The organism is Paenibacillus sp. CMM36, from assembly GCF_053570945.1.
The window spans coordinates 103677-127712 of sequence record NZ_JBSEDY010000010.1; the positions used below are offsets into that span (position 1 = coordinate 103677).

At 46.4% G+C, this 24036-nt stretch carries 23 protein-coding genes; 16 read left to right on the forward strand and 7 right to left on the reverse strand.

Annotation, left to right across the window (positions count from 1 at the left end; translation table 11 throughout):
* The first annotated feature begins 3 nt into the window (after positions 1-3).
* A complete protein-coding gene (locus ACWA2B_RS19140; RefSeq protein ID WP_318628161.1) occupies positions 4-825 on the forward strand; it encodes an endonuclease/exonuclease/phosphatase family protein in 822 nt (273 codons plus the stop codon).
* A gap of 21 nt (positions 826-846) precedes the next feature.
* Here the strand turns inward: ACWA2B_RS19140 and ACWA2B_RS19145 are convergent, their stop codons facing one another.
* Together ACWA2B_RS19145 and ACWA2B_RS19150 are read right to left on the reverse strand one after the other, a co-directional pair.
* The gene (locus tag ACWA2B_RS19145; protein WP_318628162.1) at positions 847-2046 is read right to left on the reverse strand and encodes an MFS transporter; all 1200 of its coding nucleotides are present in this window, start codon (positions 2044-2046) and stop codon (positions 847-849) included.
* 204 nt (positions 2047-2250) lie between these two features.
* Positions 2251-2748 carry a DinB family protein gene (locus ACWA2B_RS19150; protein ID WP_449292514.1) on the reverse strand — a complete coding sequence of 166 codons (498 nt, stop codon included), beginning with the start codon at positions 2746-2748 and terminating at the stop codon, positions 2251-2253.
* Positions 2749-3055: 307 nt separating this feature from the next.
* On the opposite strand from ACWA2B_RS19150, the gene ACWA2B_RS19155 reads away from it, so the two are divergent.
* Positions 3056-4555, forward strand: coding sequence for a monooxygenase (locus ACWA2B_RS19155; protein ID WP_449292515.1), 1500 nt, complete (start codon positions 3056-3058; stop codon positions 4553-4555).
* Positions 4556-4658: 103 nt separating this feature from the next.
* Positions 4659-5162: a MarR family transcriptional regulator gene (locus ACWA2B_RS19160; RefSeq protein WP_340931184.1), complete on the forward strand. Its 504-nt coding sequence runs from the start codon at positions 4659-4661 to the stop codon at positions 5160-5162.
* An 81-nt stretch (positions 5163-5243) separates the two neighbouring features.
* On the opposite strand, the gene ACWA2B_RS19165 is transcribed toward ACWA2B_RS19160, so the two are convergent.
* Positions 5244-6173, reverse strand: a complete 930-nt coding sequence (locus ACWA2B_RS19165) for a response regulator (protein WP_013308322.1) — start codon at positions 6171-6173, stop codon at positions 5244-5246.
* A 5-nt stretch (positions 6174-6178) separates the two neighbouring features.
* Positions 6179-7483, reverse strand: a complete 1305-nt coding sequence (locus tag ACWA2B_RS19170; RefSeq protein ID WP_449292516.1) for a sensor histidine kinase — start codon at positions 7481-7483, stop codon at positions 6179-6181.
* A gap of 212 nt (positions 7484-7695) precedes the next feature.
* Here ACWA2B_RS19170 and ACWA2B_RS19175 point away from each other — a divergent pair, with 212 nt between their 5' ends.
* The 9 genes from ACWA2B_RS19175 to ACWA2B_RS19215 all read left to right on the forward strand — a co-directional run bounded on the left by ACWA2B_RS19175 (position 7696) and on the right by ACWA2B_RS19215 (position 17435).
* Complete coding sequence (locus ACWA2B_RS19175) at positions 7696-8949, forward strand: cation:dicarboxylate symporter family transporter (protein ID WP_069010145.1); 1254 nt, start codon at positions 7696-7698, stop codon at positions 8947-8949.
* A 258-nt stretch (positions 8950-9207) separates the two neighbouring features.
* Positions 9208-10719 carry a methyl-accepting chemotaxis protein gene (locus ACWA2B_RS19180; protein WP_029516892.1) on the forward strand — a complete coding sequence of 504 codons (1512 nt, stop codon included), beginning with the start codon at positions 9208-9210 and terminating at the stop codon, positions 10717-10719.
* 131 nt (positions 10720-10850) lie between these two features.
* On the forward strand, positions 10851-11213 hold the full coding sequence (locus ACWA2B_RS19185; protein WP_029516891.1) for a DUF1304 domain-containing protein: 363 nt from the start codon (positions 10851-10853) through the stop codon (positions 11211-11213).
* A gap of 157 nt (positions 11214-11370) precedes the next feature.
* On the forward strand, positions 11371-12990 hold the full coding sequence (locus tag ACWA2B_RS19190) for an ABC transporter substrate-binding protein (RefSeq protein ID WP_449292517.1): 1620 nt from the start codon (positions 11371-11373) through the stop codon (positions 12988-12990).
* Positions 12991-13061: 71 nt separating this feature from the next.
* Positions 13062-14012 (forward strand): ABC transporter permease, encoded by a 951-nt coding sequence (locus tag ACWA2B_RS19195; RefSeq protein ID WP_449292518.1) that lies wholly within the window; start codon positions 13062-13064, stop codon positions 14010-14012.
* 4 nt (positions 14013-14016) lie between these two features.
* Positions 14017-14862 (forward strand): ABC transporter permease, encoded by an 846-nt coding sequence (locus tag ACWA2B_RS19200; protein ID WP_029516888.1) that lies wholly within the window; start codon positions 14017-14019, stop codon positions 14860-14862.
* A 75-nt stretch (positions 14863-14937) separates the two neighbouring features.
* Complete coding sequence (locus ACWA2B_RS19205) at positions 14938-15975, forward strand: ABC transporter ATP-binding protein (protein WP_241113454.1); 1038 nt, start codon at positions 14938-14940, stop codon at positions 15973-15975.
* Positions 15968-16930, forward strand: a complete 963-nt coding sequence (locus tag ACWA2B_RS19210; protein WP_449292519.1) for an ATP-binding cassette domain-containing protein — start codon at positions 15968-15970, stop codon at positions 16928-16930. The genes ACWA2B_RS19205 and ACWA2B_RS19210 overlap by 8 nt, the downstream gene beginning before the upstream one ends.
* A gap of 49 nt (positions 16931-16979) precedes the next feature.
* Positions 16980-17435 (forward strand): hypothetical protein, encoded by a 456-nt coding sequence (locus ACWA2B_RS19215; RefSeq protein WP_165149265.1) that lies wholly within the window; start codon positions 16980-16982, stop codon positions 17433-17435.
* Positions 17436-17505: 70 nt separating this feature from the next.
* Here the strand turns inward: ACWA2B_RS19215 and ACWA2B_RS19220 are convergent, their stop codons facing one another.
* Both ACWA2B_RS19220 and ACWA2B_RS19225 read right to left on the reverse strand, forming a co-directional pair.
* Positions 17506-18120, reverse strand: coding sequence for a hypothetical protein (locus ACWA2B_RS19220; RefSeq protein ID WP_449292520.1), 615 nt, complete (start codon positions 18118-18120; stop codon positions 17506-17508).
* Positions 18113-18988 carry a S16 family serine protease gene (locus ACWA2B_RS19225; RefSeq protein ID WP_029516883.1) on the reverse strand — a complete coding sequence of 292 codons (876 nt, stop codon included), beginning with the start codon at positions 18986-18988 and terminating at the stop codon, positions 18113-18115. Before ACWA2B_RS19225 ends, ACWA2B_RS19220 begins: the two co-directional genes overlap by 8 nt.
* Positions 18989-19106: 118 nt before the next feature.
* On the opposite strand from ACWA2B_RS19225, the gene ACWA2B_RS19230 reads away from it, so the two are divergent.
* The 4 genes from ACWA2B_RS19230 to ACWA2B_RS19245 all read left to right on the forward strand — a co-directional run bounded on the left by ACWA2B_RS19230 (position 19107) and on the right by ACWA2B_RS19245 (position 22521).
* Positions 19107-20144 carry an iron ABC transporter permease gene (locus ACWA2B_RS19230; RefSeq protein WP_340931190.1) on the forward strand — a complete coding sequence of 346 codons (1038 nt, stop codon included), beginning with the start codon at positions 19107-19109 and terminating at the stop codon, positions 20142-20144.
* An 81-nt stretch (positions 20145-20225) separates the two neighbouring features.
* The gene (locus ACWA2B_RS19235) at positions 20226-20783 is read left to right on the forward strand and encodes a GNAT family N-acetyltransferase (RefSeq protein WP_340931191.1); all 558 of its coding nucleotides are present in this window, start codon (positions 20226-20228) and stop codon (positions 20781-20783) included.
* A gap of 251 nt (positions 20784-21034) precedes the next feature.
* A complete protein-coding gene (locus tag ACWA2B_RS19240; protein ID WP_449292534.1) occupies positions 21035-22333 on the forward strand; it encodes an ABC transporter substrate-binding protein in 1299 nt (432 codons plus the stop codon).
* A 38-nt stretch (positions 22334-22371) separates the two neighbouring features.
* Positions 22372-22521 (forward strand): hypothetical protein, encoded by a 150-nt coding sequence (locus tag ACWA2B_RS19245; RefSeq protein ID WP_318628172.1) that lies wholly within the window; start codon positions 22372-22374, stop codon positions 22519-22521.
* 280 nt (positions 22522-22801) lie between these two features.
* Here ACWA2B_RS19245 and ACWA2B_RS19250 read toward each other — a convergent pair whose 3' ends face one another.
* Positions 22802-23962: an alpha/beta hydrolase family protein gene (locus ACWA2B_RS19250; RefSeq protein ID WP_029516880.1), complete on the reverse strand. Its 1161-nt coding sequence runs from the start codon at positions 23960-23962 to the stop codon at positions 22802-22804.
* Positions 23963-24036: the final 74 nt, after the last annotated feature.

The window sequence follows — 24036 nt, forward strand, 5'->3', positions numbered from 1 at the left end:
ACTTTGAAGTTGTTAACCTTAAATGCACATGCTTGGATGGAAGAAAACCAGCACGATAAGCTAAAGCAACTGGCTGCTTTTATTGATGAACAGCAGTTTGATGTCATTGCTTTACAGGAAGTGAACCAGTCTATGGAAGAGGCTCCTTTGTCAGCGGACGATTTGGGCACTTACCATAGCGCAGATCCTGAAGTTGTCATTAAGCGTGATAACTATGCTTATGTGCTGAACGGGCTATTGTCTGATAGCTATCATTGGACGTGGGCTCCCGCGCATGTTGGTTTTGCCAAATACGACGAGGGGTTGGCGATTCTGTCGAAAACACCGATTACAGCTACGGTGAACGAATATGTTTCCTCGCTACAGGATTATGACAACTACCGCTCACGTAAAATTGTCGGTATTCAAACTGTGGTGGACGGAGTGCAGGCCTGGTTTGTAAGTGGACATTTTAACTGGTGGAATGATGAAGAATCCTTCCGTGGACTATGGGATCGTACAACCAAAGTGCTACATTCTTTTGCTCCGACTCCTGTGTTCATGATGGGTGATTTCAACAACGCGGCTGAAGTGCGCGGAGAAGGATATGACTATGTACTGCAATCCGGCTGGTCGGACACCTATCCGAATGCAGCAGTACGTGATGATGGCCACACGGTGATTAAAGCTATTGCTGGTTGGGAAAGTAATGCGGAGCCGCTCCGTATTGACTTTATCTTCTCCAATAAGGCTGTACAGGTTCAATCCTCAACCGTTGTACTGAACGGGAAAACTGGACCAGTTGTATCGGATCATTTTGGGGTTGCAGTTGAGTTGGAGCTGTGAGAAAGAAAGGAGGCCACTTGCTTAAGCAAGTGGCCTTTTTCTTATAGATTTCGACTTGAATCGAATGACATATTGGATAACCATAGCAATCAACACCAAAATCAAATTGTAGTAAAAGGGAGTGTTGATGCTAAATCGTTCCATGAGTGCCCCTGCGATGATCGGAGACACAATGGCCCCCAATTCGGACAAAGATACGACATTGCCGATAAATGAGCTTCTATTCTCCTCAGGAATAACGTCCCCTAGTTGTGAGTAAAAGGAATCCAGATAGCTGGCTCCTCCTATACCTCCGATGAACATCCCTAAGTATACGATCCACGGTTCTGTGAACCAAAGAAATAAGATGATTTCCACCATGATCAACAATAGACCGAGGATACAAAGCATCAAGCGATCCTTAAGTAGATCAGATATTTTGCCAATAAAGGGCGCTGAGATGAAGGTCGATATGCCGATAATTGTAAAAGCTAAGCTAATTTCTGCGGGGCTCCAATGGAGCTTGTAGGTTGCATATATGGAGAAGTACGTTAAAAATATAGCGAATGCACTCATTTCAAGAAAATGAACGGTAGAATAGACAAGTAACTGTTTCGTTAACATGGTTTTTCCTTTGGGTTCTAGATGGGGCGAATGCTGTTCTTGTGGCTTTAAGGGAGAACGGAGGAAAGTCATTCTTGAAACGGCAACGAAGGATATACATGAGAAAATAGCAACGAAATAAAACGGAATGGATAAAGAAAAATAAGAAACAATAGCTCCACTCATAAGAGGCCCCAAAATCATACCGGCGCCTTCACTGCTGCCGATATATCCATTGAGCGTACCTCGATTCTCTGGGGTGCTCATATGGTTGATCGTGACTCTTACAAAGACGGTTAGCCCTATAGCTACCAAGCCCTGAAGGAGTCTCAGTATGGATAAAATGATGAAACTTGTTGCAATTGGAAACAGGAGCATACAAGCGATTTCAGCAATAAGCAAGCTCAACCCCAAGCATTTTGCGCCAATCTTTTCATAAATTCGTCCTGCCAAGCCTCCACCAAGAAATCTCCCCACATAAAACAGAGAAAATAAAATGCTCATGCCGAGTACGGATATCCCGAATTGCTCTACATAAATAGCAAAGAGTGGAAGGATCATACTTCCACTCATGTTAGCAATAAGGCTGATCACGATCATACAGGCGATATTACGATTTAAATATAAGTGTCTCACCATAACCTCGAAACCTCTCTTTGATCTTGCATCATGGGAACCGTTATTCGGATTGCACTTGATTACGGATGAACGGCTTCAAGTCGAGTTAGCGGGTTCCCATATAAGGTACGCGAGCGAGTTCCTCGCGGTGCCTAAATCCCAATGCAATGATGGAGGTATGAAGCGGCGGATGGAAGGAATTTGATTAGAGCGGTGGTGTTGCCTTTAAGCTGGAAAGCCGCCTCCTGGTGGTGGCCAAGCTCCATAGATCCGGCGTAGCAGTACGATTTCACCCAAATGATATGAATTGTGGGAAGCGATATTTCGCAGCAGTCCTGCTTTCGTTTCACCTGGGAAATGAGCTAGTGAATCATCCAGTTGCGCGGTTTCGGCAATCTGCACAGCTTGATCTACGCCCTGTAAAAATTCGTTAATGACAGCCTGCCATGCCTCTTTGCTTTGCGGTCCAGTCTCTTCGGGCCAGCTTTCCATGACATTGCCCGGAAGCTGGGGCTTCCGTCCTTCCAAATGCTCCAGCATAAATTGCTGCCAGTAAATCATATGCTTCAGTAGTTGATAAATGCTGTAGGGCATTTCTGCATGTTTCTTCCCTGCCAGCTCAACGTCAATGTCTGGTAAAGCCCGAGCTACTCGAATATGTCCACGTTCCCCGAGCAGTGATTTAACCAGTGCTTGACCGAATAATTGATTGGCATCCGACATGTATGATCATCCCTTCTATGGAGAGTTTGTTCTAGCTTAGTCTCATTTAACGATTATACAATTATATTTTATAAAATGTAAATGGATGCATGATTTAATGTAAAGGGTAGAAATGTTTTTAATAAAGTGGTTGATAATTGTTCTCGATTAAATTACAATAATATTGTTTCGATAGAAACAATAAACGACGGATGTATATGTTGTTTCGTACATGCGGAAATGTTAAGGGGAGCTTTCTGTATGTATATATTGTTTCGTGTGAAACAATTAGGTGGTGGAAATAAAGATTTTAGATAGGGGTGTGAACATGGATTACGAAGTGATTGTAGTAGGCGGCGGACCTGTTGGAATGTGGTTAGCTGCTGAGTTGGCATTAGCAAGCGTAAGCGTATGTGTAATTGAACGTTTAGAGGAGCCTAGTGGTCAGTCGCGTGCGCTTACGCTACATCCACGGACGCTTGAGATGTTTGATATGCGCGGATTGAAGGAGCGGTTTATGAAGTGCGGCAGACCTATACGTACGGGTCACTTTTCAATGCTGAATACCCGCTTGGATTTTTCTGTGCTTGATAGTTCTTCTAATTATACGTTGTTTATTCCACAGGTGATTACAGAGCAAGTGATCGAGGAGCATGCGCTCAAGCTGGGAGTTGTCGTCCATCGTGGCATGGAAGTGGTATCTGTGCGAGAGCACGAGCAGGGCGTAGAGGTGGTGAGTGTATGCGCATCTGGACCACAAGCCAATGTATCGGTAATGAATGCTGCTTATGTCGTAGGAGCGGATGGGGCTGGGAGTATCGTGCGTAAACAAGCCGGGATTGCTTTTCCGGGCACGGATACGACTCTGACCGCTGTATTGGCGGATGTAGAGTTAGCCAATCCGCCTGAAAGTGGCGTACATTCCGAATATAGTGAACGAGGTGGGGTGATGATTGCCCCCGTGTATCCAGATATTTATCGGGTTATTTTGACTACACCGCGAATGATGGAGATTCCGAAGGACGAACCTGTGACGCTGGAAGAAGTGCAGACAGGACTGTATGATCTGCTCGGTACAGATCTTGGCGTATCCAATCCTCGCTGGTTATCTCGATTCGGAAATGCAACGCGGCAGGCGCAGACCTATCGTAAAGGGAGAATCCTACTAGCAGGTGATGCTGCGCATATCCACTTCCCGGCAGGTGGACAGGGAATGAATGTTGGCTTGCAAGAGGCGGTAAATCTGGGATGGAAGCTGGCCGGAATGATTCGTGGCTGGGCTCCAGACACGCTGCTGAGTAGCTATCATGACGAACGTTATCCGGTTAATACGCAGTTCTTACGGAATACCGAGGTTCAGACCTGTTTATTGGACTTTACGCCTGCTGTATTGGCACACCGCCAATTGCATGAGGAATGGTTCCGCCATCCGGAAATTAATCAATCTATGGCAGAGCAGATTAGTGCACTGGATGTATGTTATCCAGCGGCTAGCAATATACCGCAGCATCCACTGAACGGGAAACGGTTTGCTGATTTTGAATTGCATTTGCCTGACGGAATGACAACGTATGCTTACGATCTTCTTCATGAAGGCCGCTTTGTACTTCTCCATCTTGCAAAGGATAATGAGGTATCGAATGAGTTTCACCATAGCTCACTTTCACATATTTCATATGTGGAGGCCGTAGCCGAGGAAGTGCCCGTGGGATGGAGAGATGTGCATACGGTTCTCATCCGTCCGGATGGGTATATCGCTTGGGCCATTTCTATGAAACAAACGGATATATTGAGTGTGATTAAGGAAGGCATTGCCACATTGGTATAAAGGGGAAAGGGTATGTTCATAACATGACCATATTGTTTCTTGTGAAACAAATGTGGGCTATAATGAAAGGAGGAGTATGCCAAAGGAGTGACTACTTGTTCGTATGGAAAAGGCGACATCGGTTCAGCATGTCTATGATTTGCTTATTAAGATGAATCATCAGTGGGAGCAGCATCAGCAAAGAGAGAGCATGACCTTTCTCGAAGAAATCCGCGAGCACTTTGATGGAATGACTTCGCTCAATATGACGGATGTGCACGTTATGGATTGTATCGGGCGGCATGAGCCGATTAATGTTACGACATTAGCGGATCGAATTGAGCTGAGCAAGGGTACAGTTTCGAAAGTCAGCACCAAGCTGCTCAAGGAAGGCTGGATTCGCAGAACCCAGCTTAACGACAACAAGAAAGAAATTTATTTTCGGTTAACCCCGTTGGGAAAAAAACTCTTTCTTGTACATGAGCGGCTGCATGCTGAGGTACAGCAGCAGTTATTTCAATTTTTAAATCGTTACAGCTCGGAAGAACTGAATGTCTTGAAACGTCTGCTGTCCGATGGTGTAGATCTCTTGGAAGCTATGGAGTGGCAGGGAAAGAGTCTGGATTAAAGGGATATCTAATCATCAACGATGGGCACCTGTTTTATCTCCGAGTAATAGGTACATGGGGAGATGCAGGTGCTTTTTCTCTTAATGCAATAGTCGTTTTGCTTCCATATAGAGCACCTGTACGAACTTTTTCGTATTAATGCGGGCTTGGGACAGTGAAGGCTCCACATTGTTTTGTAGCTCCAGCATTTTTTTGCGGATTTCTGTAAAGTCAAAAAATTTGGATGCATAATTTTCAAATTTAGGATGGGTATAGTCAGTCAACCCGAGCGATACTATATGGCTTAGCGTCTGGAAAATAGCGCGGCGGACACGCTGCTCCGATGCTTTAATTTCCTTACTCAGCTCTACTGCTGAGGCTGAAGCCCCTAACCGTTTGGATGCTACATTAGCAAATATATCCTTCAACGGCGGGAACAGATAGGGAGACAGATTGCCTGTTTCCTCCTCATACTGGTCCAGAAATTCCAGCATGTCCAACAAATCCATACTCCCAGCTTCGCCGATCATTCCCATCTCGGAGAGCAGAAACTGCCCAGAAGTTACGATGTTTCGGGTCGGTTCAATCGTTGCCGTTGGGTTATTCGATGTGAACATCGACAACCCTTGAAGCGTCCGCTGGATATCCGTAATCGACTGCTGCATACGCAGACGCTCAGCCACCTTATGAATAACTGCAATAATCTCCAGTCGATTCAAAGGCTTGGCCACATAATATTCAATACCGAGCGAGTACGCCTCGCCGATCATGTTTTTGGATTCGATGCGAGAAATCATAATGATTTTGCCGCTGAATTGATCGCCGAGTGCACGCACGGTCTGAATGCCGTCACGAAGCGGCATCAGCAAGTCAATTAGCAATACATCAATCCGGTTCAGCTCCAGCAGGCCGCTATTCACATAGGAACCATCCTCCGCTTCCCCGATGACTTCCCCTAGACCTTCGTCTTCAATAATGTCTGCCAGCATAGAACGAATCCCTTGATCGTCATCCACAATATAAAAACGCATCCGGGCTATCTTCCTTTCTCCGTCAGTTTCCGTAAAGGCAATGTAATTCTAAAAGTGGTCTGTAATCTATCTGAATTCTCTTCTTCAACCTGTTGGAGTTCAATCGTTCCTTCAAGGCTCTCCGCGACCTCACGTACATAAAACAATCCCATACCGGTCGACGGTTGTCCTTCCTCATCATACTTGGTCGTATACCCTGGTGTGAAGACCATTTCCCGTTTCCGCTGAGGAATACCCGGACCGTTGTCGGTAACACTAAATGAAGCTATATCCTCTTTTCCCGGAAGACAGCGAATAGAAACGTCAATCCTTCCGTCGTCCCTCATGGCTTCAACCGCATTGGCTGTCAGGTTATTAATAAGTGTCAGAACGGTATAAACATGTAGCTTGGGCAACAAAGGATCGACATCTAGGGTAAAACGAATAGACTTGTCCAGTGATTGGGCGTACTTGCTGTTCGTTCGGATGATGAGCTCCCCAAGCTCTTGAGAAGCCATGTAATGCACTCCGCTTTCGGCATCAATCAGCTTGGACAAACCAGCAAAAATCCGCTGGCTGTCTTTTTTAATCTCGTGAACCTGTCCGGAAATACGAAGTGCCTGTCTGGCGTAATGTTCTCTATCCTTTAGAGATTCATCCTGTTGCAGTTCACGGTACAGCTCGTAGCTTTCACGAGTGATTTGTTCTGCATGTGACAGCGTTTTGCCTAACTGGACCGACTCCTCATACAAGTCTGATACAAGAAGTAAAATTCGCTCCGTCTGCTGTCTTTGTGCCTCTTCATGCTGGACCGATTGATTTAACCGAATCATATTATAAAACCCAAGCACGAAGAAGCTGCGGATCATAGCCATAAAAGCTACTTTACTGATCTTAATGATGTCCCAGAAATCGCCGTCAATACTCCACCGGACGCTAAGTTCCGACACACTTGCGGCAACCTCAATCCCTACAGAGAGGATACCCACACGGAGTGCGCGGTAAGGCTCAGCATTAATGTTAAGGAGCTGGAAGAGCAGACCGTAGACCATGTAATAAAAAAAGGTAGGGCCATGCAAGATCAGCAACTCTTCGAAGAGAAGACTGGACTGAGTGTAATGATTGAGTAAGATGCGAAAGGCGACTACCGCTATCCCTGCAAGCACTCCCGATAATGCAGGCGGAATATGACGAATAGATAACAGAAAGAAAAAAAATACAGGCGTACCAAAGCTGAGACGGAATGTATTAGCGAACGGGTGAATATTCAGCTCACCTGCGAGCGGTACAAATACAAGCATGAGCAGGAAAAGGAGCGTGTTCAACTTCATTCATATTCACCTCCTGGGTATTCAGTCAGAAAGGCAATGTGAGCTAAATTCACAGGCTCGTCGTTAAAGTTTGTGAATTTATAGAAAAAAATAAATGCAGCTGTAGATAATTGTCGGTTTTTATAGATCAGATTGTAGTATAAATAACATCATTTGAATATTAAGAACAGCATACTGCAAAAATATACAAATCAGCCAGGGGGGGACACGAAGTGAAAAAGATTAATTTGACGATGCAAATCTTTATCGGTCTGGCTTTAGGTATTATTATTGGTGCCTTATTTTACGGCAATTCAGGGGTGGAAGTCTACTTAAAGCCAATCGGCGATATTTTCATCCGCTTGATCAAGATGATTGTCGTGCCTATTGTGATCTCAACGCTCATTATCGGCGTTGCCGGCGTGGGCGATATGAAAAAACTAGGTAAACTTGGCGGAAAGTCCATTCTGTACTTTGAGATTGTAACGACAGTCGCCATCCTGTTCGGACTGCTTGTTGCCAACCTGGTTCGACCTGGTGACGGCGTGGACATGTCCCACCTGGCGAAGAGTGATATCCATTCCTATGTGGAGACTGCAGAGAAGTCAGGCCATAGCTTTATAGATACGATTGTGCATATTGTTCCTACCAATGTTATTCAAGCTCTGGGCGAGGGAGATATGCTCGCTATTATATTCTTCTCCGTACTGTTTGGACTAGGGGTAGCGGCGATTGGTGACAAGGGCAAGCCTGTGCTGAATTTCTTTGAAGGCGTAGCCGACGCCATGTTCTGGGTAACCAATCAGGTCATGCGCCTGGCTCCGTTCGGAGTATTTGCACTGATTGGAACGACAGTGGCCAAGTTTGGGTTGGCTTCATTATGGCCGTTATTGAAGCTTGTTTTGTCGGTGTACGGCTCCATGGCGCTGTTCATTGTGATTGTTTTCGGAATTATCGCCAAGCTGTGCGGTACCCGTCTCTGGACCATGATTAAAATTTTGAAAAGTGAGCTGTTGCTTGCATATTCGACGGCCAGTTCGGAAAGTGTTTTGCCTAAGATCATGGAGAAGATGGAGAAGTTCGGATGTCCTAAAGGAATTACGTCCTTTGTCATTCCGATTGGGTATTCTTTTAATCTGGACGGTTCCACCCTGTATCAGGCACTGGCTGCGATTTTCATTGCCCAAATGTATGGTATTGATCTGCCAATCACGACACAGATCACGCTGGTACTAGTATTAATTATTTCTTCCAAAGGTATTGCAGGTGTGCCGGGTGCTTCCTTTGTCGTTTTGCTCGCTACGCTTGGAGCAGTGAACCTCCCGCTGGAGGGTTTGGCTTTTATCGCTGGTATTGATCGCATTCTGGATATGGCGCGTACGGTAGTTAATGTATTAGGTAACTCGCTTGCCGCTGTGGTCATGTCCAAATGGGAAGGCCAATATGATAAAGAAAAGGGCGAGGAATACGTTGCTTCAATTAAATAAGATATAACGAACTGAATAGTTGACAGAAAGAGCACTTTTGCGCAGTAATGCAAAGGTGCCCTTTCTGTTTCCAGACTTGTTAGAATTCTTCCTTTTTCGACATTTTTCGATGTTTCCTGTATGGAATTATAGGTATATGGACATGAAAAATAAGTCTTAATGCCTATGTAATTAAAGATTTAATTATAATGATTCTTAATAAAATTCCGATATTAAATTATACCGTTTTATATATTGGCTTAGAAGGGAAGATCATATATGTTTCTCAAGAAAAATGAGTCTCAATCACTTGCTCCTTTAGTAGAAGAAAGCCGCAAACTTTCACAAAGAATACAGCAAAAAGATTACTCTGCTGCAATACAGGTTTCCTCAGCTTCTCCTGAGGTTCAAGAAATCGCAAACAATGTTAACCAAGCGATAGAGTCCATGAAAAATGATGCTCAACATGTTGATATCCGTTTGAAGCTTGTTACCAAGGCTATAGAGATTGGCTTATGGGACATGGAGGTCATTGCGGGTGATCCTGTCAATCCAAGTAATACGTTCACATGGTCAGAAGAATTCCGTTCTATGCTGGGGTATCAGAGCGAAAAGGACTTCCCTAATGTATTAGATAGCTGGTCATCTCGGCTGCATCCCGAAGATTATGACAGGTCTTTGGCAGAATTGTCTGATCATTTACTGGACTTTACGGGAAAGACCCCTTATGACGTACAGTATCGCTTGAGGCTGAAGCATGGAGAATATCGTTGGTTCCGGGCTACCGGAACGACGATCCGTGACCAGCAGGGAGTGCCGCTTCGGATTGCAGGCGCTCTGTTGGATGTGCACGATCAGAAGATTAAGTCTGAGGAGCTTCAGGCATTGGTTACAAGATACGATCTCATTAATCGTGTTTTGGTGGAGGCTCCTTACGATGTAAACATTATTGGAGGAGACATTGAGAATCCGGATAGTATATTTTGGTGGTCACCGCAATTCCGGGCTACGCTGGGCTTTAAGGATGAGCAAGATTTCCCAAGCAAGCTTAGCAGTTGGGCTTCAATTCTGTATCCTGAGGACGCCGAAATGGCGATTAAAGTTTTGAATGATCATTTAAATGATTATACAGGGCGCACACCTTATGAAATGGAATGTCGTTTGGTGCGTAAGAATGGTGAGCATCGCTGGTATTATTGCAGTGGAAAAACATTGCGCGATAGCAAGGGAGTGCCTATTCGGATTGCGGGTACCATTCGTGACATTACAATAGAAAAGGAAAAGCAGGCTATTGCGGATGAACTCACGCTCAAGATCCAGCATCTCTCCGATTCCATTACGGAAATGGTGAATGGTGTTAATTCGGTTAGTAACCAAGCGCAGGAGCTGGCTACGGCTCAGGAGCAATCGACAGACGCAGCGAATCAAGCCAAAGTCAGTGCAGAAGAGACACAAAACATTTCCAACTTCATTAAAGAGATTGCAAATCAAACGAATCTGCTGGGTCTGAATGCTGCCATTGAGGCATCGCGTGCGGGCGAGCAGGGGCGGGGTTTTGCGGTAGTCGCAGATGAAGTGAGAAAACTCGCTATTCACAGTGCTGATGCGACCGGAAATATCGAGACCAGTCTGGACGAAATGAAGACACTCATCGAGCGGATTTTGCACAATATCGGGAACATGTCTACGCTGACACAGACACAAGCCGCCCTAACTCAGCAAGTGAATGCATCTACGGACGAGATCAACAGCATGTCCAAAGCTTTGTTGGATTTCGCGAGAACGATGTAAGGCTTCATGTAGAAATGAGGCCGGGCCTAAGGTTCGGTCTCTTTACTGTTTTTGGAAGATGAACTATACTTTTTGAGGATCGATCTAAAAATCACCTCATAGTAACTTTATGTGGAAAAGAGGAACATACCTTGAGCTTACTTAGTTCAATATTGGTCGGAATTGTAGCTCTGGAACATGTGTACATTCTAATATTGGAAATGTTTCTGTGGACGACTCCGCGGGCGATGCGTACGTTCGGGACCTCGAAGGAGCTGGCGGAAGCAAGCAAATCCCTGGCAGCAAATCAGGGGCTGTATAACGGATTTCTGGCAGCCGGATTGGTGTGGGGCTTGTTCTATCCGGAACCTGTAATCGGGCGGCAAATCCAATTATTCTTTGTCATTTGTGTGGTAGTGGCTGCGGTATATGGTGCATTAACTGCCAACAAGTCTATTTTATTAAAGCAAGGTCTGCCTGCCATCCTGGCACTAATCAGTTTGTGGATATTCTGAAGACACTCTTAACGGGTGTCTTTTTTCTAGATTCGATCACATAATGTCTGGAATGCTAATGACAAGGGGAATAAACAGTTTTTGACCGATTGTAAATCCGACTATTCCGATTTATAATAAATTTATTACATACTAAGAGGACACGGGGGCTAGAGCGATGCGTCGTAATTTGACTGGTGTATTGGTATTCATTGTATTGATGTTGGTTGTAAGTGCATGCTCCGGCGGGAATTCTGGATCTACGTCTGAGACGAATGGGAATACACCCGGTACAGCTACCACAACAGCTGATAACGGACAGCCAAAAGACGGCGGCAGCCTGATCATTGGCGTACAAGCTGATCCGGTGGTGCTGAATCCGAACTATGCGGGTGATCGGGTAAGTCTGACGATAGACCAGGCGATATTCGCACCATTGTTTCAGGTGAACAATGGCAAAAAGACATTTTATTTGGCAGACAGTCTGACTCCTTCAGCAGACAAGCTGACTTATACACTAAAACTGAAAAAAGATCTGACTTGGCATGATGGCGAGAAGCTGACAGCTGACGATGTTGTTTTCACCATTAACAAAATTTTGGATGAGAAGCAGCACAGCTTTTTGAGAAGTAATTTTATGGTTAATGGCAAACCGGTTCAGGCGAGCAAGGTTGATGATACAACGGTGGATTTCAAACTTCCTCAGCCAGCTCCTGCTTTTGAGGCAGCACTGGTACAGGTATCCCCGATTCCGAAGCACATTTTCGAGAATGAAGCGGATATTGAGAAAAGTACAAAAAACAACTCCCCGATTGGATCAGGTCCTTTCAAATTTAAAGAGTACAAAACCGGTGAGTACGTTACACTCGAACGGTTCGATAACTATGTTGGCGGAAAGCCGCATCTGGATTCAGTAACATACCGAATTGTTAAAGATTCAAATGCTGCGAATTTGGCCCTTCAAAATGGTGAGATCAATGTAAACTATCTCGATCCGCAAAATGTGGAGACCATTAAAGCAACAGATAAGTTTGACATTTTCCCTTACAGCGAAGGTCGCTTGGCTTATCTGATGTTTAATGAAAACAGTGATACGAAGCAGCTGAACAAAAAAGAAGTGCGTCAGGCGCTTTCTTATGCATTAAATCAGGATGAGTTGATTCAAGTTTCCTATGGCTCCAAGGATTATGCAGACACTGCAAAATCTGCTCTGACACAGGACGTACTGTATCACACGAACGACGTTGCATTTTTTAATAATGATGTGAACAAAGCAAAAGAGCTGCTGAAATCGGCTGGAGCTGAAGGACTGAAACTGCGCATTATCATTCCGGGCGGTAACAAGGTACAGGAAGCACAAGCACTCTATATCCAGCAGAAGTTAAAGGACATAGGCGTTCAGCTGGACGTGAACAGCATGGATTCATCGGCATGGTCGCAAAAGTTCGTCGATACGAATGCCAAGGACTTTGATCTGGCGATCAGCGGCTACATCATGGGGTATGACCCTGACGCATATCGTATTTTGTATAGCACCGGATCATCCTCCAACTATTCGCATTATTCGAATAAGGAAGTGGATAAACTGCTGGAAGAGGGCGCGGGTGAGTCGGATACGACTAAACGTGGAGAAATTTATAAAAAGGTACAAGAGCTGCTGGCTGAGGATGCTGTCATCTATCCGATTGCTTACACCAAGACTATTGTAGCCTTCGACAAGCAGTATGGCGGTATTGATCAGGCTGTGCTGAAGCCGGTCGTGATTTTCGAGGATTTGTCCAAAATTTATCACAAATAAGACAGGGTTTTCAAAAATAAGCTGGGCTAACCAGCTTATTTTTTCGAAAACAGCAAGGGGAAGGGAAACGTATGAGACAACTCATCGCCAGAAGGTTGCTGCAAGTTATACCGATGCTATTTTTTGTGTCCATCGTCTGCTTCGGCTTGATCAAGCTGGCCCCAGGTGATCCGGTTCTCTCTTTTGTTACACCGAATATGCATCTGGAAGACATTGAACGAATGAGGCATAGCTTGGGGCTGGACCAGCCCGCTTACGTGCAGTACATATTATGGCTTAAAAAGAGTCTAACGGGTGATCTCGGCTACTCGCTAATTAATCACCAGCCCGTGCTGGATCAGATTCTCGACCGTCTCCCAGCTACAGCCGGGTTAATGGGCGCATCCATCATACTTGCCGTGCTGGTTGCCATCCCACTTGGTTTGACGGCTGCGGCGAACCGGAATCGCTGGATCGACAAGGTCATTAATCTGATGTCGTACATCGGGATTTCTGTTCCGCTGTTTTGGCTCGGTATTTTACTTATTTATTTGTTTGCGATTTATCTGCATTGGCTTCCGAGTACTGGGATGCGTACCATCGGTACGGACTCGGTGCTGGATGTGATCAAGCATGGGATTTTACCATGTTTTGTACTGGCCTTCGGTTTTCTGTCTGTGTATGTGAGGTACATCCGTTCCAGCACAATTACGCAGCTCAAGGAAGAGTACGTGCAGATTCAATACGCGTTCGGGTCTGGAAAAAGACTAGTTTTGTTTCGACATGTGCTCAAGCATGTGCTGCTGCCCATCATTACGCTGCTCGGAATGTCGGTTGCGGACTTGGTGGCTGGAGCCATTGTGACGGAGACGGTATTTTCCTGGCCGGGCATTGGCTCGCTGGGCATGACGTCGGTAAAAGGGATGGATTATCCTGTCATCATGGGGATTACTTTATTTTCCGCCCTGCTGCTGATCCTGGGTAATCTGCTTGCGGATATCTTGTACAGCATTGCGGACCCGAGAATTAAATCAACGAGGTGAATTCATGAATCGGAGCAAATGGCGCAACATCGGGATCGAGCTGATGACGAGCAAAATGGGCGCCGTCGCCCTCATACTATTGATCGTATTCTCGCTGGGGGCGATTTTCGCATTTTTATCGCCGCAGGACCCGAATAAATTGAATGTGCTGGAGCGTCTCCAACCACCGGGAGCGGCACACTGGTTTGGAACGGATGATTATGGGCGGGACTATTTTACAAGAGCACTGTACGGCGGACGTGTATCATTGCTGGTAGGCTTCGCGTCCATGATTATTGCGACCAGTATTGGTGCAGTGGTAGGTATTGTGAGCGGGTATATTGGAGGATGGATCGACAATCTGCTTATGCGGGTTTTGGAGCTGATCATGTCGATTCCGTCTTTCTTGGTTATTTTGCTGCTAAGTGTGTTTTTGAAGCCGGGCGTCGGCAATATCATTGTCATTATCGCCTTGCTCATGTGGATGAACATTGCCCGGGTGGTGCGGGCAGAGACAATGACGTTGCGTGAACGGGAGTATGTACTATACGCCAAAGCCTCGGGACAAAGTACGTTTGGTATTATTATGAAGCACATTGTACCGAATCTGATTCCGGTAATTATCGTAGGGGCGACGAACAATATCGCTTCAGCGATTATGATGGAATCGTCACTGAGCTTTCTCGGCTTTGGTGTTCAACTGCCGAACGCTACGTGGGGCAGTATGCTGAATAATGCCCAAGGATATATTGCACAGGCCCCATATATGGCATTATTCCCGGGTTTGCTTATTTTACTGACTGTGTTGAGCTTTAATGTTTTGGGAGATGTGCTGCGTGTAGGCTTTGAACCCAAATTAGTAAAACGATGATTTATAGTTTCATAGATTCATAGTACAGGCCCATTACAAATGGCTCCAGGAGCGACAGGAAGGAGCGAAAACACGATGACAGAACATCTACTGTCCGTCGAACAGCTGGAGGTCTCCTTTTTCACTCGTGAAGGGGAAAATCAGGCAGTTCGAGGGGTTAGTTTTCACATTGATGCTGGAGAAACGGTAGGAATCGTAGGAGAATCCGGCAGCGGCAAAAGTGTTACAGCGAAAGCGATCATGTCGATGATTGCCCCGCCGGGCAAGCGGCTGAACGGCGATATTCGTTATCGGGGACAAAGTCTGACCGCTCTGACGGAAAAGCAATGGCGCAAAATACGTGGAAACCAGATTGCGATGGTCTTTCAGGACCCGATGACCTCGCTGAATCCGGTCAAAAAGGTTGGCTATCACCTGATCGAGGTGATTCGCAGACATCGAGGACTGAGCAAGGAAGCGGCTACGCAAGCAGCTGTAGAACTGCTGCGACAAGTAGGCATTACCGAGCCGGAGCGCCGAATGAACCAATACCCGCATCAATTCAGCGGCGGGATGCGCCAGCGGGTGATGATTGCTATGGCGCTCTCGTGCAGCCCGGAGCTGCTGATTGCAGATGAGCCGACTACAGCGCTGGACGTAACGATTCAGGCGCAAATCTTGGAACTGCTCAAGACGCTGAAGCAGCAATCCGACATGTCGATTGCTCTAATCACCCATGATCTGGGCGTCGTCGCCCAGGTGTGCAGCCGTGTCATCGTCATGTACGGCGGCATGGTGATGGAGGAGGGACGCGTGGACGATATCTTTTATCGTCCGGGCCACCCGTATACGCAGGGCCTGCTGCGCTCTGTGCCCCAGCGTACGAACGGCTTCCGTGAGCGGCTAGTGCCGATTGAGGGCACGCCGCCGGACCTGCTGAACCCGCCATCGGGCTGTCCGTTCATGGAACGGTGCCCGCACGCGTTTGCCCGCTGTGTGGAGCGGCCGCCGATGATAGAGCTGCGCCCGGGTCAGCGAGCAGCCTGCTGGTTGAACGATCCGGAAGCAGGGCCTGCTGGAGTCTACGAGACGCCCGAAGCGGGCCATACGGAAGGGGGGAATAACGGTGAGTGAAGCAAATAATGTATTGAGTGAGCATCAGCCATTGGTAGAGGTACACCAGCTTAAGAAGCATTTTGTGACCGCAAAGGATTTGTTAGGGCGTAGCTCTGAGGTGCTCAAGGCGGTGGATGGCGTGAGCTTTCAAATCAAGCGTGGCGAGACGTTCGGACTGGTCGGTGAGTCAGGGAGTGGCAAATCGACGGTTGGACGCTGTCTGACGCGGTTATACGATTATACAGAAGGTACGGTACGCTTTGACGGCCAGGATATTTCCAAGCTGAACGATAAACAGCTCAAGCCGCTGCGTCGGCGCATTCAGAGCATTTTTCAGGACCCATATTCCTCTCTTAATCCGGGTATGAACGTGCTTGACCTGATCGGTGAGCCGATGGATATTCACAGATTGCATCAGGGGAGTGAGCGTAAGGATGCCGTAGTGGCTTTACTGGAGAAGGTAGGGCTGAAGCGAGAGCATCTGTACCGCTATTCGCATGAATTTAGCGGCGGACAACGCCAGCGGATTTCCATCGCTCGTGCCCTGTCCGTGAACCCCGAGTTCATCGTCTGTGACGAGCCGATTTCGGCACTCGATGTGTCCATCCAGGCGCAGGTCATTAACACGCTGGAGGATCTCCAGCAGGAGTTCGGGCTGACGTACCTGTTCATCGCCCATGACTTGTCGATGGTGCGGCATATTTCAGACCGAATCGGTGTGATGTACCATGGGCGACTGGTAGAAGTAGCTGATGCAGATGAATTGTATGAGCAGCCCGCTCATCCTTATACGCAGGCGCTGTTGTCCTCTATCCCTGTGCCTGATCCGAGAGCAGTCGGAGAGCGCGAGGGACTGGGGGGAGGCTTGGCCCAACCAGACGGTTCATTAATATGGGACAAGGAGAACAACAGTGCGACCGAGCTGAGAGAAATCAGTCCCGGCCATTATGTAGCATATCCGGTTAACCGTTAGGGTTAAAAGCGGTTGTACGATGTGCATGACCCAAAGGAGGTAAAAAACGATGACTGAATCGACGAAAAGAGTACGTATTTCCCAATGGGACGCGCTCTTGTTGGAATCATTACGCTCTTTAGGCTGGTCCCAAGAGGAATTAATCCGTCGGGTGCAGCAAAATGAGCTACCAACAGATGGACCACTCGATTTTGATTACACAGAGCTTGTCACTGGGCTGGCGTCCCAAGAGCCGGAGGTGTTTGTCAGCGCGGTAGCGGACGGATATCAGATCAAGTACAATACGATCCGGGGCATTCGTTCGTGGATTGCCGTTGCGTTCGGGCGGGAGCCTGAGCTGTCACTGGAGGAAGGAAGCGAAGCCGTTACATCCGAACTGACGAAGGCTGAGTATGATCGGCTAGAACGGGTACTTTCATTAGGCTGGGTCATCCAGGAAGTACGTCCCGCGGCTGGCGAGACTTCAGGATTATACCGAATTGTACCTGCTTCACAGACGCATTAAATCCTGGGGATGAAGTAATATACTTTACCAGAAATTGAAACGAGCTGACCGTGGAGGCCAGCTCGTTTTTTTATTGCAATTCTTCTTCATCTTTTTTATTCAGCATAACCAGACTATTGTGAATGATCCGTGTCATGCAGTAAAAGAAGGCCATTCTGGTGGTTTGCATAATAGCTCCCAACAACATGGACATCGATTCCATTTGGGAGAAATGTAAGATAAGAATCCGGTTAATAATTCCTTCACCAAACCAGACAAAATATAGCGGAACAATCATCTTTTGAATATAACGAGCTTTACGCTCCAATTCGGGGTGGAGCGCAAAGTACCTATAAATATGGGTGAATGTATTGGAGAATCCCCACAAGTTAATAAAAGGAATCATGCGAGCAATGGCTCCCACGGTACGAATCGGATAATCGGAATGTTTTTGCCGGATGGCTTTATGTACTTGAACTAGCCAGATCAGATAGGTTACAAAACACATGTAGTACAGAACAAAGCTAAAGACTGTAAATTTTTGCTCCAATTCGTATAGATGATCATAATAAAAATCATTTGCGTAAATATACACTAACGTAAAAATAAGGATAATAAATTCACCTATAGTGCCCACCGCTAGCAAGGCTTGGTGTACGCTGCCAGCTGTCTTGGATGGAAATGCTTTGGAATCTGATTCATTCAAGATGTACTTCCTCCCAGTCTAGTTGCTTCAAATACACGATAGCATCCTCCAGTGTTTCTACGGGGATAATGCGCAGCTTGAGTCCATGCTCCTTTTGGACTCGGGCAGCCTCTGCTTCGTTGCCTTCCTCCCCATACCATTCATAATCTGCCGGTACGAAAAATAGATCAACCTTTGCCGCCTCGGCTCCCAGCAGTTTTTGCTCCAGCCCACCGACCGATCCGACATCTCCGTATTCTTCCATCGTGCCAGTGCCTGCAATTTTGTGACGTCCGCCATCTGAAAAGTCGATGTTATTGGCTTCCTCATACAGTCCGATGCCTGTCATCAGACCCAAGGAATTCCCCGCAAGATCCTGCAAATGAGTCAATAGCTCCGCATAGCGAGCATCCTCCAATTTGCTAAGATTCGAGAAAGTTGTTGAATCACCACCTGTTTCGCTGTCTACACTTAATTCCGTCGCTGCATGTACAGCTTGCATAGCAGAATATTTTAGCGTGTCCGTCTCTGAAAGGTCCTTCAAATAAGAGTCCACTTCATCAGGGGCAATGGGTTCAAACTTAATCGCACCCCCGGATACATTTTCACTGGAGTATACATTCCAACGCTCCAGGAGATTGTTAGCAATACCCGTTTGAACAGACGCAAAAAACACGCTTCCCTGAACGCCAAGATCTTTGACCGGATGCATTTCTCCTTGCAAAATATACTGTGCAGGCATAGGCCGTGTTCCAATAAAGGCGGCGATAGCCGGGATCAGCAGCAGCGCGAAAATGAGTATACGTTCTTTGTTAATGCCAAATATCTTTTTGAGGAGATATGGATTACGGCTTGGCACCTCATTCACAACCTTTCCAACTGTTCTCATACGGATATCATCGGTTGAAAAGATTAGAAAGGTTACATTTTTCACCATAAATGACCGATAAGAGTATAGTAGTATTCATATTTTATGGTAAATGAGGAAAGGGGATTTTTTAAATCTGATGAGTGAACAAGAAATACATGTGGGTGAACGTGGAGGTGGAACGATTGCCGCTGAACCGCACGCACCACGTCCATTAAGAATTGTTTTGACCTTGGTTGCAGGATTTGCTTTATTGATCCTTGGTTTGTTTCTTTCGCTAATCACAGGTATATTTCCTATCAGCTATGCAGAGGTATGGGAAGTGTTGTTTTCTTCAAATCCCGATCCCACATTAAAGGAAGTTATATACCAAATTCGTATGCCATTTGCATTGGATATGTTGTTGCTTGGTGGATGTCTGGCTGTTTCAGGTACTCTTTTACAATTACGAACAGCTAATCGCTTTGCATCACCAACCTTAACCGGACTTATGCCTGGGGCAATGGTAGGGCTATGTGTTGTCCTTTTACTTGGGATGGACATAGATTCCTTTGGTAGTATGGCTCTTTGTATTGCAGGAGCGGTATTTGGGGGATTCATTGTATTTACATTGAATAAAATCAGTTTCATTCGAGGACGGTCTTCGGGAGTTCATTTATTCATGATTGGTTTCATTATTGATGTTGTCCTTCGTTCAGCGTCGGGATTGATTATGTTACTTGGAGAATATGGAGGATATCAGCAAGAGTGGGCAATCTCTCAGGGAGGTTGGGGAATAAGAGAAGGATCATTCACGTTTTGGCTTGCATTGCTTACAATTCTCGTTGCGGGATCTGTCTTTGCATTCCCCAAGCAGCTAAGTCCGTTATACATTCCATTTGCGATTGTGTTGACCGGCGTTACTGTGTGGGCATGTGGTACCATCGGATATATAGGACTTATTGTGCCTTATTTCATACGTTGTATGATAGGAAACCGTCCACGGCTTCTCATTTTGGGCTCCATCTTTTGGGGGAGCGGTCTGTTGATGTTGGCCAAAGTCATTTCCTCTAAAATCAACGAGCCGGTTGGGTCTCCCGTAACCCCGGTGTTGGCCTGTATCGGCATTCCCTTTCTGATCTTTATGGTGTTGAGAGAATGGAAAAGAAGCTCTCTGCTTGAAAGCAGTAGATTCTGAACAACATTTGCCAGATCATCAGACGCTCATTTTTTATGCTATATTTTATACATAAGGAAAATTAGAGAGCTGAGGTGCAGCATGACATCAATGACTATTGTCGAATCATCCGTCAAACCAGGATTAATGGCTTTTCAGGCAAGCACTGAAGATCAGGCTGAGGTTCAGGAGTTAATTTTAAAGACGGCCAGATGGCTGTATAGCAAAGGCTCCACACAATGGGGACGCTTACTAAAAGGAAAAGATGATCACAACCTAGGCGGCGCTATTGCACGCGGAGAAGTGATTATTTTCCGAGCATCAGAGGATCATGGCTTGGCTGGCGCAGTGATCTTGCAGCAGCAGCCCAGTGCATGGGACCGTAAGTTGTGGGAATTAGACGAAACGGATTCTGAAGGAGGAACCTCCGTATATCTGCATCGTTTGGTTGTGAATCGCGATAACACTGGGAAGGGACTGGGCAGTGAGCTCATGCAGTGGATTGAGCAAGGCATCCGCTTCGCAGGCAAGGATCGAATCCGTTTAGACTGTATTGCGGGCAATGAAAAACTTAGCGAGTTTTACAGACAATGCGGTTATACGTATATAGGCGAAACGAACGGCTATAATACTTTTGAAAAGATGCTAATAAAGATTTAGAAAACTGAATTATAGCTCAAGGAATACGAAAGAAGGAAGCAGGTGATCTGCATTCTTCTTTTTTTGTTGTGCAGCCTTTACTTTCCCTTGATCGCTGTCATATCAGAGCCCTCCAAAAGATGAAAATTATATAAAAATGAAAATGGGGATATCGTGTCTCCCCCTTCTACATATGATGATAGGGAAAGTTTTGTAAACGCTTCAAAAAAAGGATGACATACAACCATGCGAAGCTACAGGAGGCGGTTAAAGTGGACGATTACATGAGCTGGATAAAGATTGGATTTTTCCTCATCGTTCTGTTTTTACTTGCAGCGGCATGCAGTACCTCTCCCAAAATAGAGAACACAGACGGGCAAAAAGTGCGGCTTACGATGCAGGCTTGGGGTAATCCTGCGGAGGTAAAGGTGTATCAGCGGGCACTGGATGCATTTGAAAAGGAAAACCCGAATATCGAGGTTAAGCTGGTGCCTGTACCGGGAGACCAATATGAGCAAAAGCTGTTGACACAGCTTCAGGGAAGTCGCGAACCGGATGTGTTTTATTCGTATGAACCGACGATTGCGCGTTTGATCGGGGCGAAGCAGGTACAGCCTTTGGGTGAGTTTTTAAAAAGTGATGCAAGTGATGTGAAGGCTGAGGATTTTCCAGAAGGATTGTGGGGACCGGCAAAGCGTGATGGGGAAATCTATGGGGTCACTCCCGACTCAAACCCGATGGTCATGTATTACAACAAAAAGGTATTCAAGGAAGCAGGCGTGAAGACGCCGCAAGAATACTATGACGAAGGCAAATGGAACTGGGATGCCTTTGAGGAGGCTACTTCCAAGCTGAAGGCAGCCGGAAAACAGGGTTATATTGCGGAAAACTGGTGGGCTCACTGGTATTCATGGGTGTGGTCGAATGGCGGTCAGATTTTTGATGAACAGGGCAAATATGTGCTGGACCACAATGAAAAGGGCAAGGAAGCCTTCAGTTTTATGTACGATATGGTGAAAAGGGGAAATGCCGTATATCTCGGATCACTTCCCAAAGGGCAAGGGGCTGACGCGATGTTCATGTCCAATCAAGTCGGTATGCTGGCGGCGGGAAGATGGCTGGAGCCCTTGTTTAATCAAAATAAAAGCCTCGACTTTGATTATATCTACTGGCCATCCAATAGCGGAAAGAATGAGCCCGTTGCCATTCCGGTTGCCTATGTAGCTGTAAATAAAAATAGTCCGCATGTGCAAGAGGCCATGAAGCTGGCAGCATTCTACGTCTCTGTGAAGGGGCAGGAGGCGCGGCTGGTTGAAGGTGGGAATGCCATGGGTACGCTTGCTGCCGCAGATGAGAGCATTATGAAAAAGGCGACCATTGAGCATTCAAGCTATTTGACCGAGGGATGTAACATAGGGCATGCTCATGGATCTGCATTGGCCTATGATGCTCAGGTGCCGGGGTTGAACTCGGATATCACGGAGACCATCGACCTGATGTTCTTGGGCAAGCAGGATGCTGCGGCAACTATTGAAAAGTTGAATCAGATCATATCCAAGGCGGTCAAGTAGGCACGGGATGACCCGTGGCCGGGGAGGAAGGTGACCAGATGCAGAAAAAGCATCAAGCGCTGTGGGGGCCTTATAAACAAGCAAGGAACGTCGATATTTTTAATGGTCATGAGATTACCAATCTTCCCGTGAGCAGAAATCATATTAATAACCTGCTTGAGGTATACTCAGATGATGTATTGCCGTGAATATTATGAATCATCAGAGAGGCATGCCCAAATGAATGGAGGGTGCAGCGAAACAGCTAATTTACAGCTGATTTGCGACACCCTCTTTAGTTGTCCGGACGGAAATGTACTCGTATTTCATGCTGTTTACGTCATCAACATACTATCTACGCCAGTCCATTGAAATTTCTTCTGTACTATTTGATAATCTAGACACACAAAAGAAACGATTGACTCATATTCAAAACTACGAAAGGAGAATGCGAGTGAAATAGACTTTTACGTTATGACGTCTTGGCAATCACTCAGGGCGAGGTGCGGCTGGCCCAAGCCCAATTGAGCAGAGCCAATTCAGCGCTACCTCATGCAGCACGTTGATGTTGTCTACCTGACAGTGTTCTAATCCGCCAAGTCGTCTATCCTCTATCGGGAAGAACGTCTTGTTTTTCGAACCCGCTTGCTCATAATTTTTCAAGGCTTGTGTCAGCGGATTTGGCTGAACCAATATCTCTTCCGCTCCGTGCATTACAAGAAGCGGACATTCTATCTGGTGGAGCACGCCCTCAAGATCATAGGCAAAACGCGGATTACCCGCAAAGTCCTCCAAGCTTTTTGCCCCCAGAATTCTCATGCCATGTGCGGCCAGACTCGGTGGCATCCATTTAAGCATTGCATCCCAATCAAAGGCGTGCGTACCACCGTCGGAGATGACGGCAGCAATCCTGTGATCGAACGAAGCGAATCGCAAAGAGTCGTAAGCCGCAAAACTCTCACCGTGCACGATAATCTTATCGGGATCGACTTCCGGCCGCGTTAGAAGAAAGTCGATTGCTCGGGAATGGAAAGCCTCACTGTCCGCTCGTCTTCCTTTTCCCTTTTCGTACAGCGAGAGGCCGGTGCCAGGCTGGTCATAGACCAGAAAGTTATATCCACACGAAATAAAAGCGGGACCTAGCCAGAAATAGTTTTCAATTGACCACTCGTCGCCACCGTTGAGAGCAAAAAGGGTCGGCTTCGGACCTTTTATCCAGGAAGGGGAGAAGAAGTAACCATCCAGCTTGACACCTTCGTAATCGACTTGGATCTTCTCCGGTTGGACATCGAAGTACTTTCCGGCAGCTTCGAAGAGTTCATTTACTTTCTTAAATACACGGATTTTCTCGGTGTCATCATCCATCACCGCATATTCCGCAATTCTGTAGTAATTGCAGGCACGAATGTAGCAGTTTCGTGCTGTATACCAGTTTCCAGCCGTTTCGGCCTCCTTGCCGTGTCTTTCCAATGCCTGAGCCGTTATGAGCCATTCCCTGTGCCACGTATCTTTGTCATCGGGGTCAATTTTTTTGCAGGCCTCGTAGATCTCGGTGACATCCGTAGCACCGAGGCTTGCCATACCTAAAGCTTTGGTGACTTGGTATGACATCATGTAGTGATTGGGCCAACGGCTGAACTCAATTGACATTGTAACATCCTCCTTTTCCAGTTCTATTGATTGTAGTTTTTTTACTACAAGTAATTTTTACAACACAAAGATAA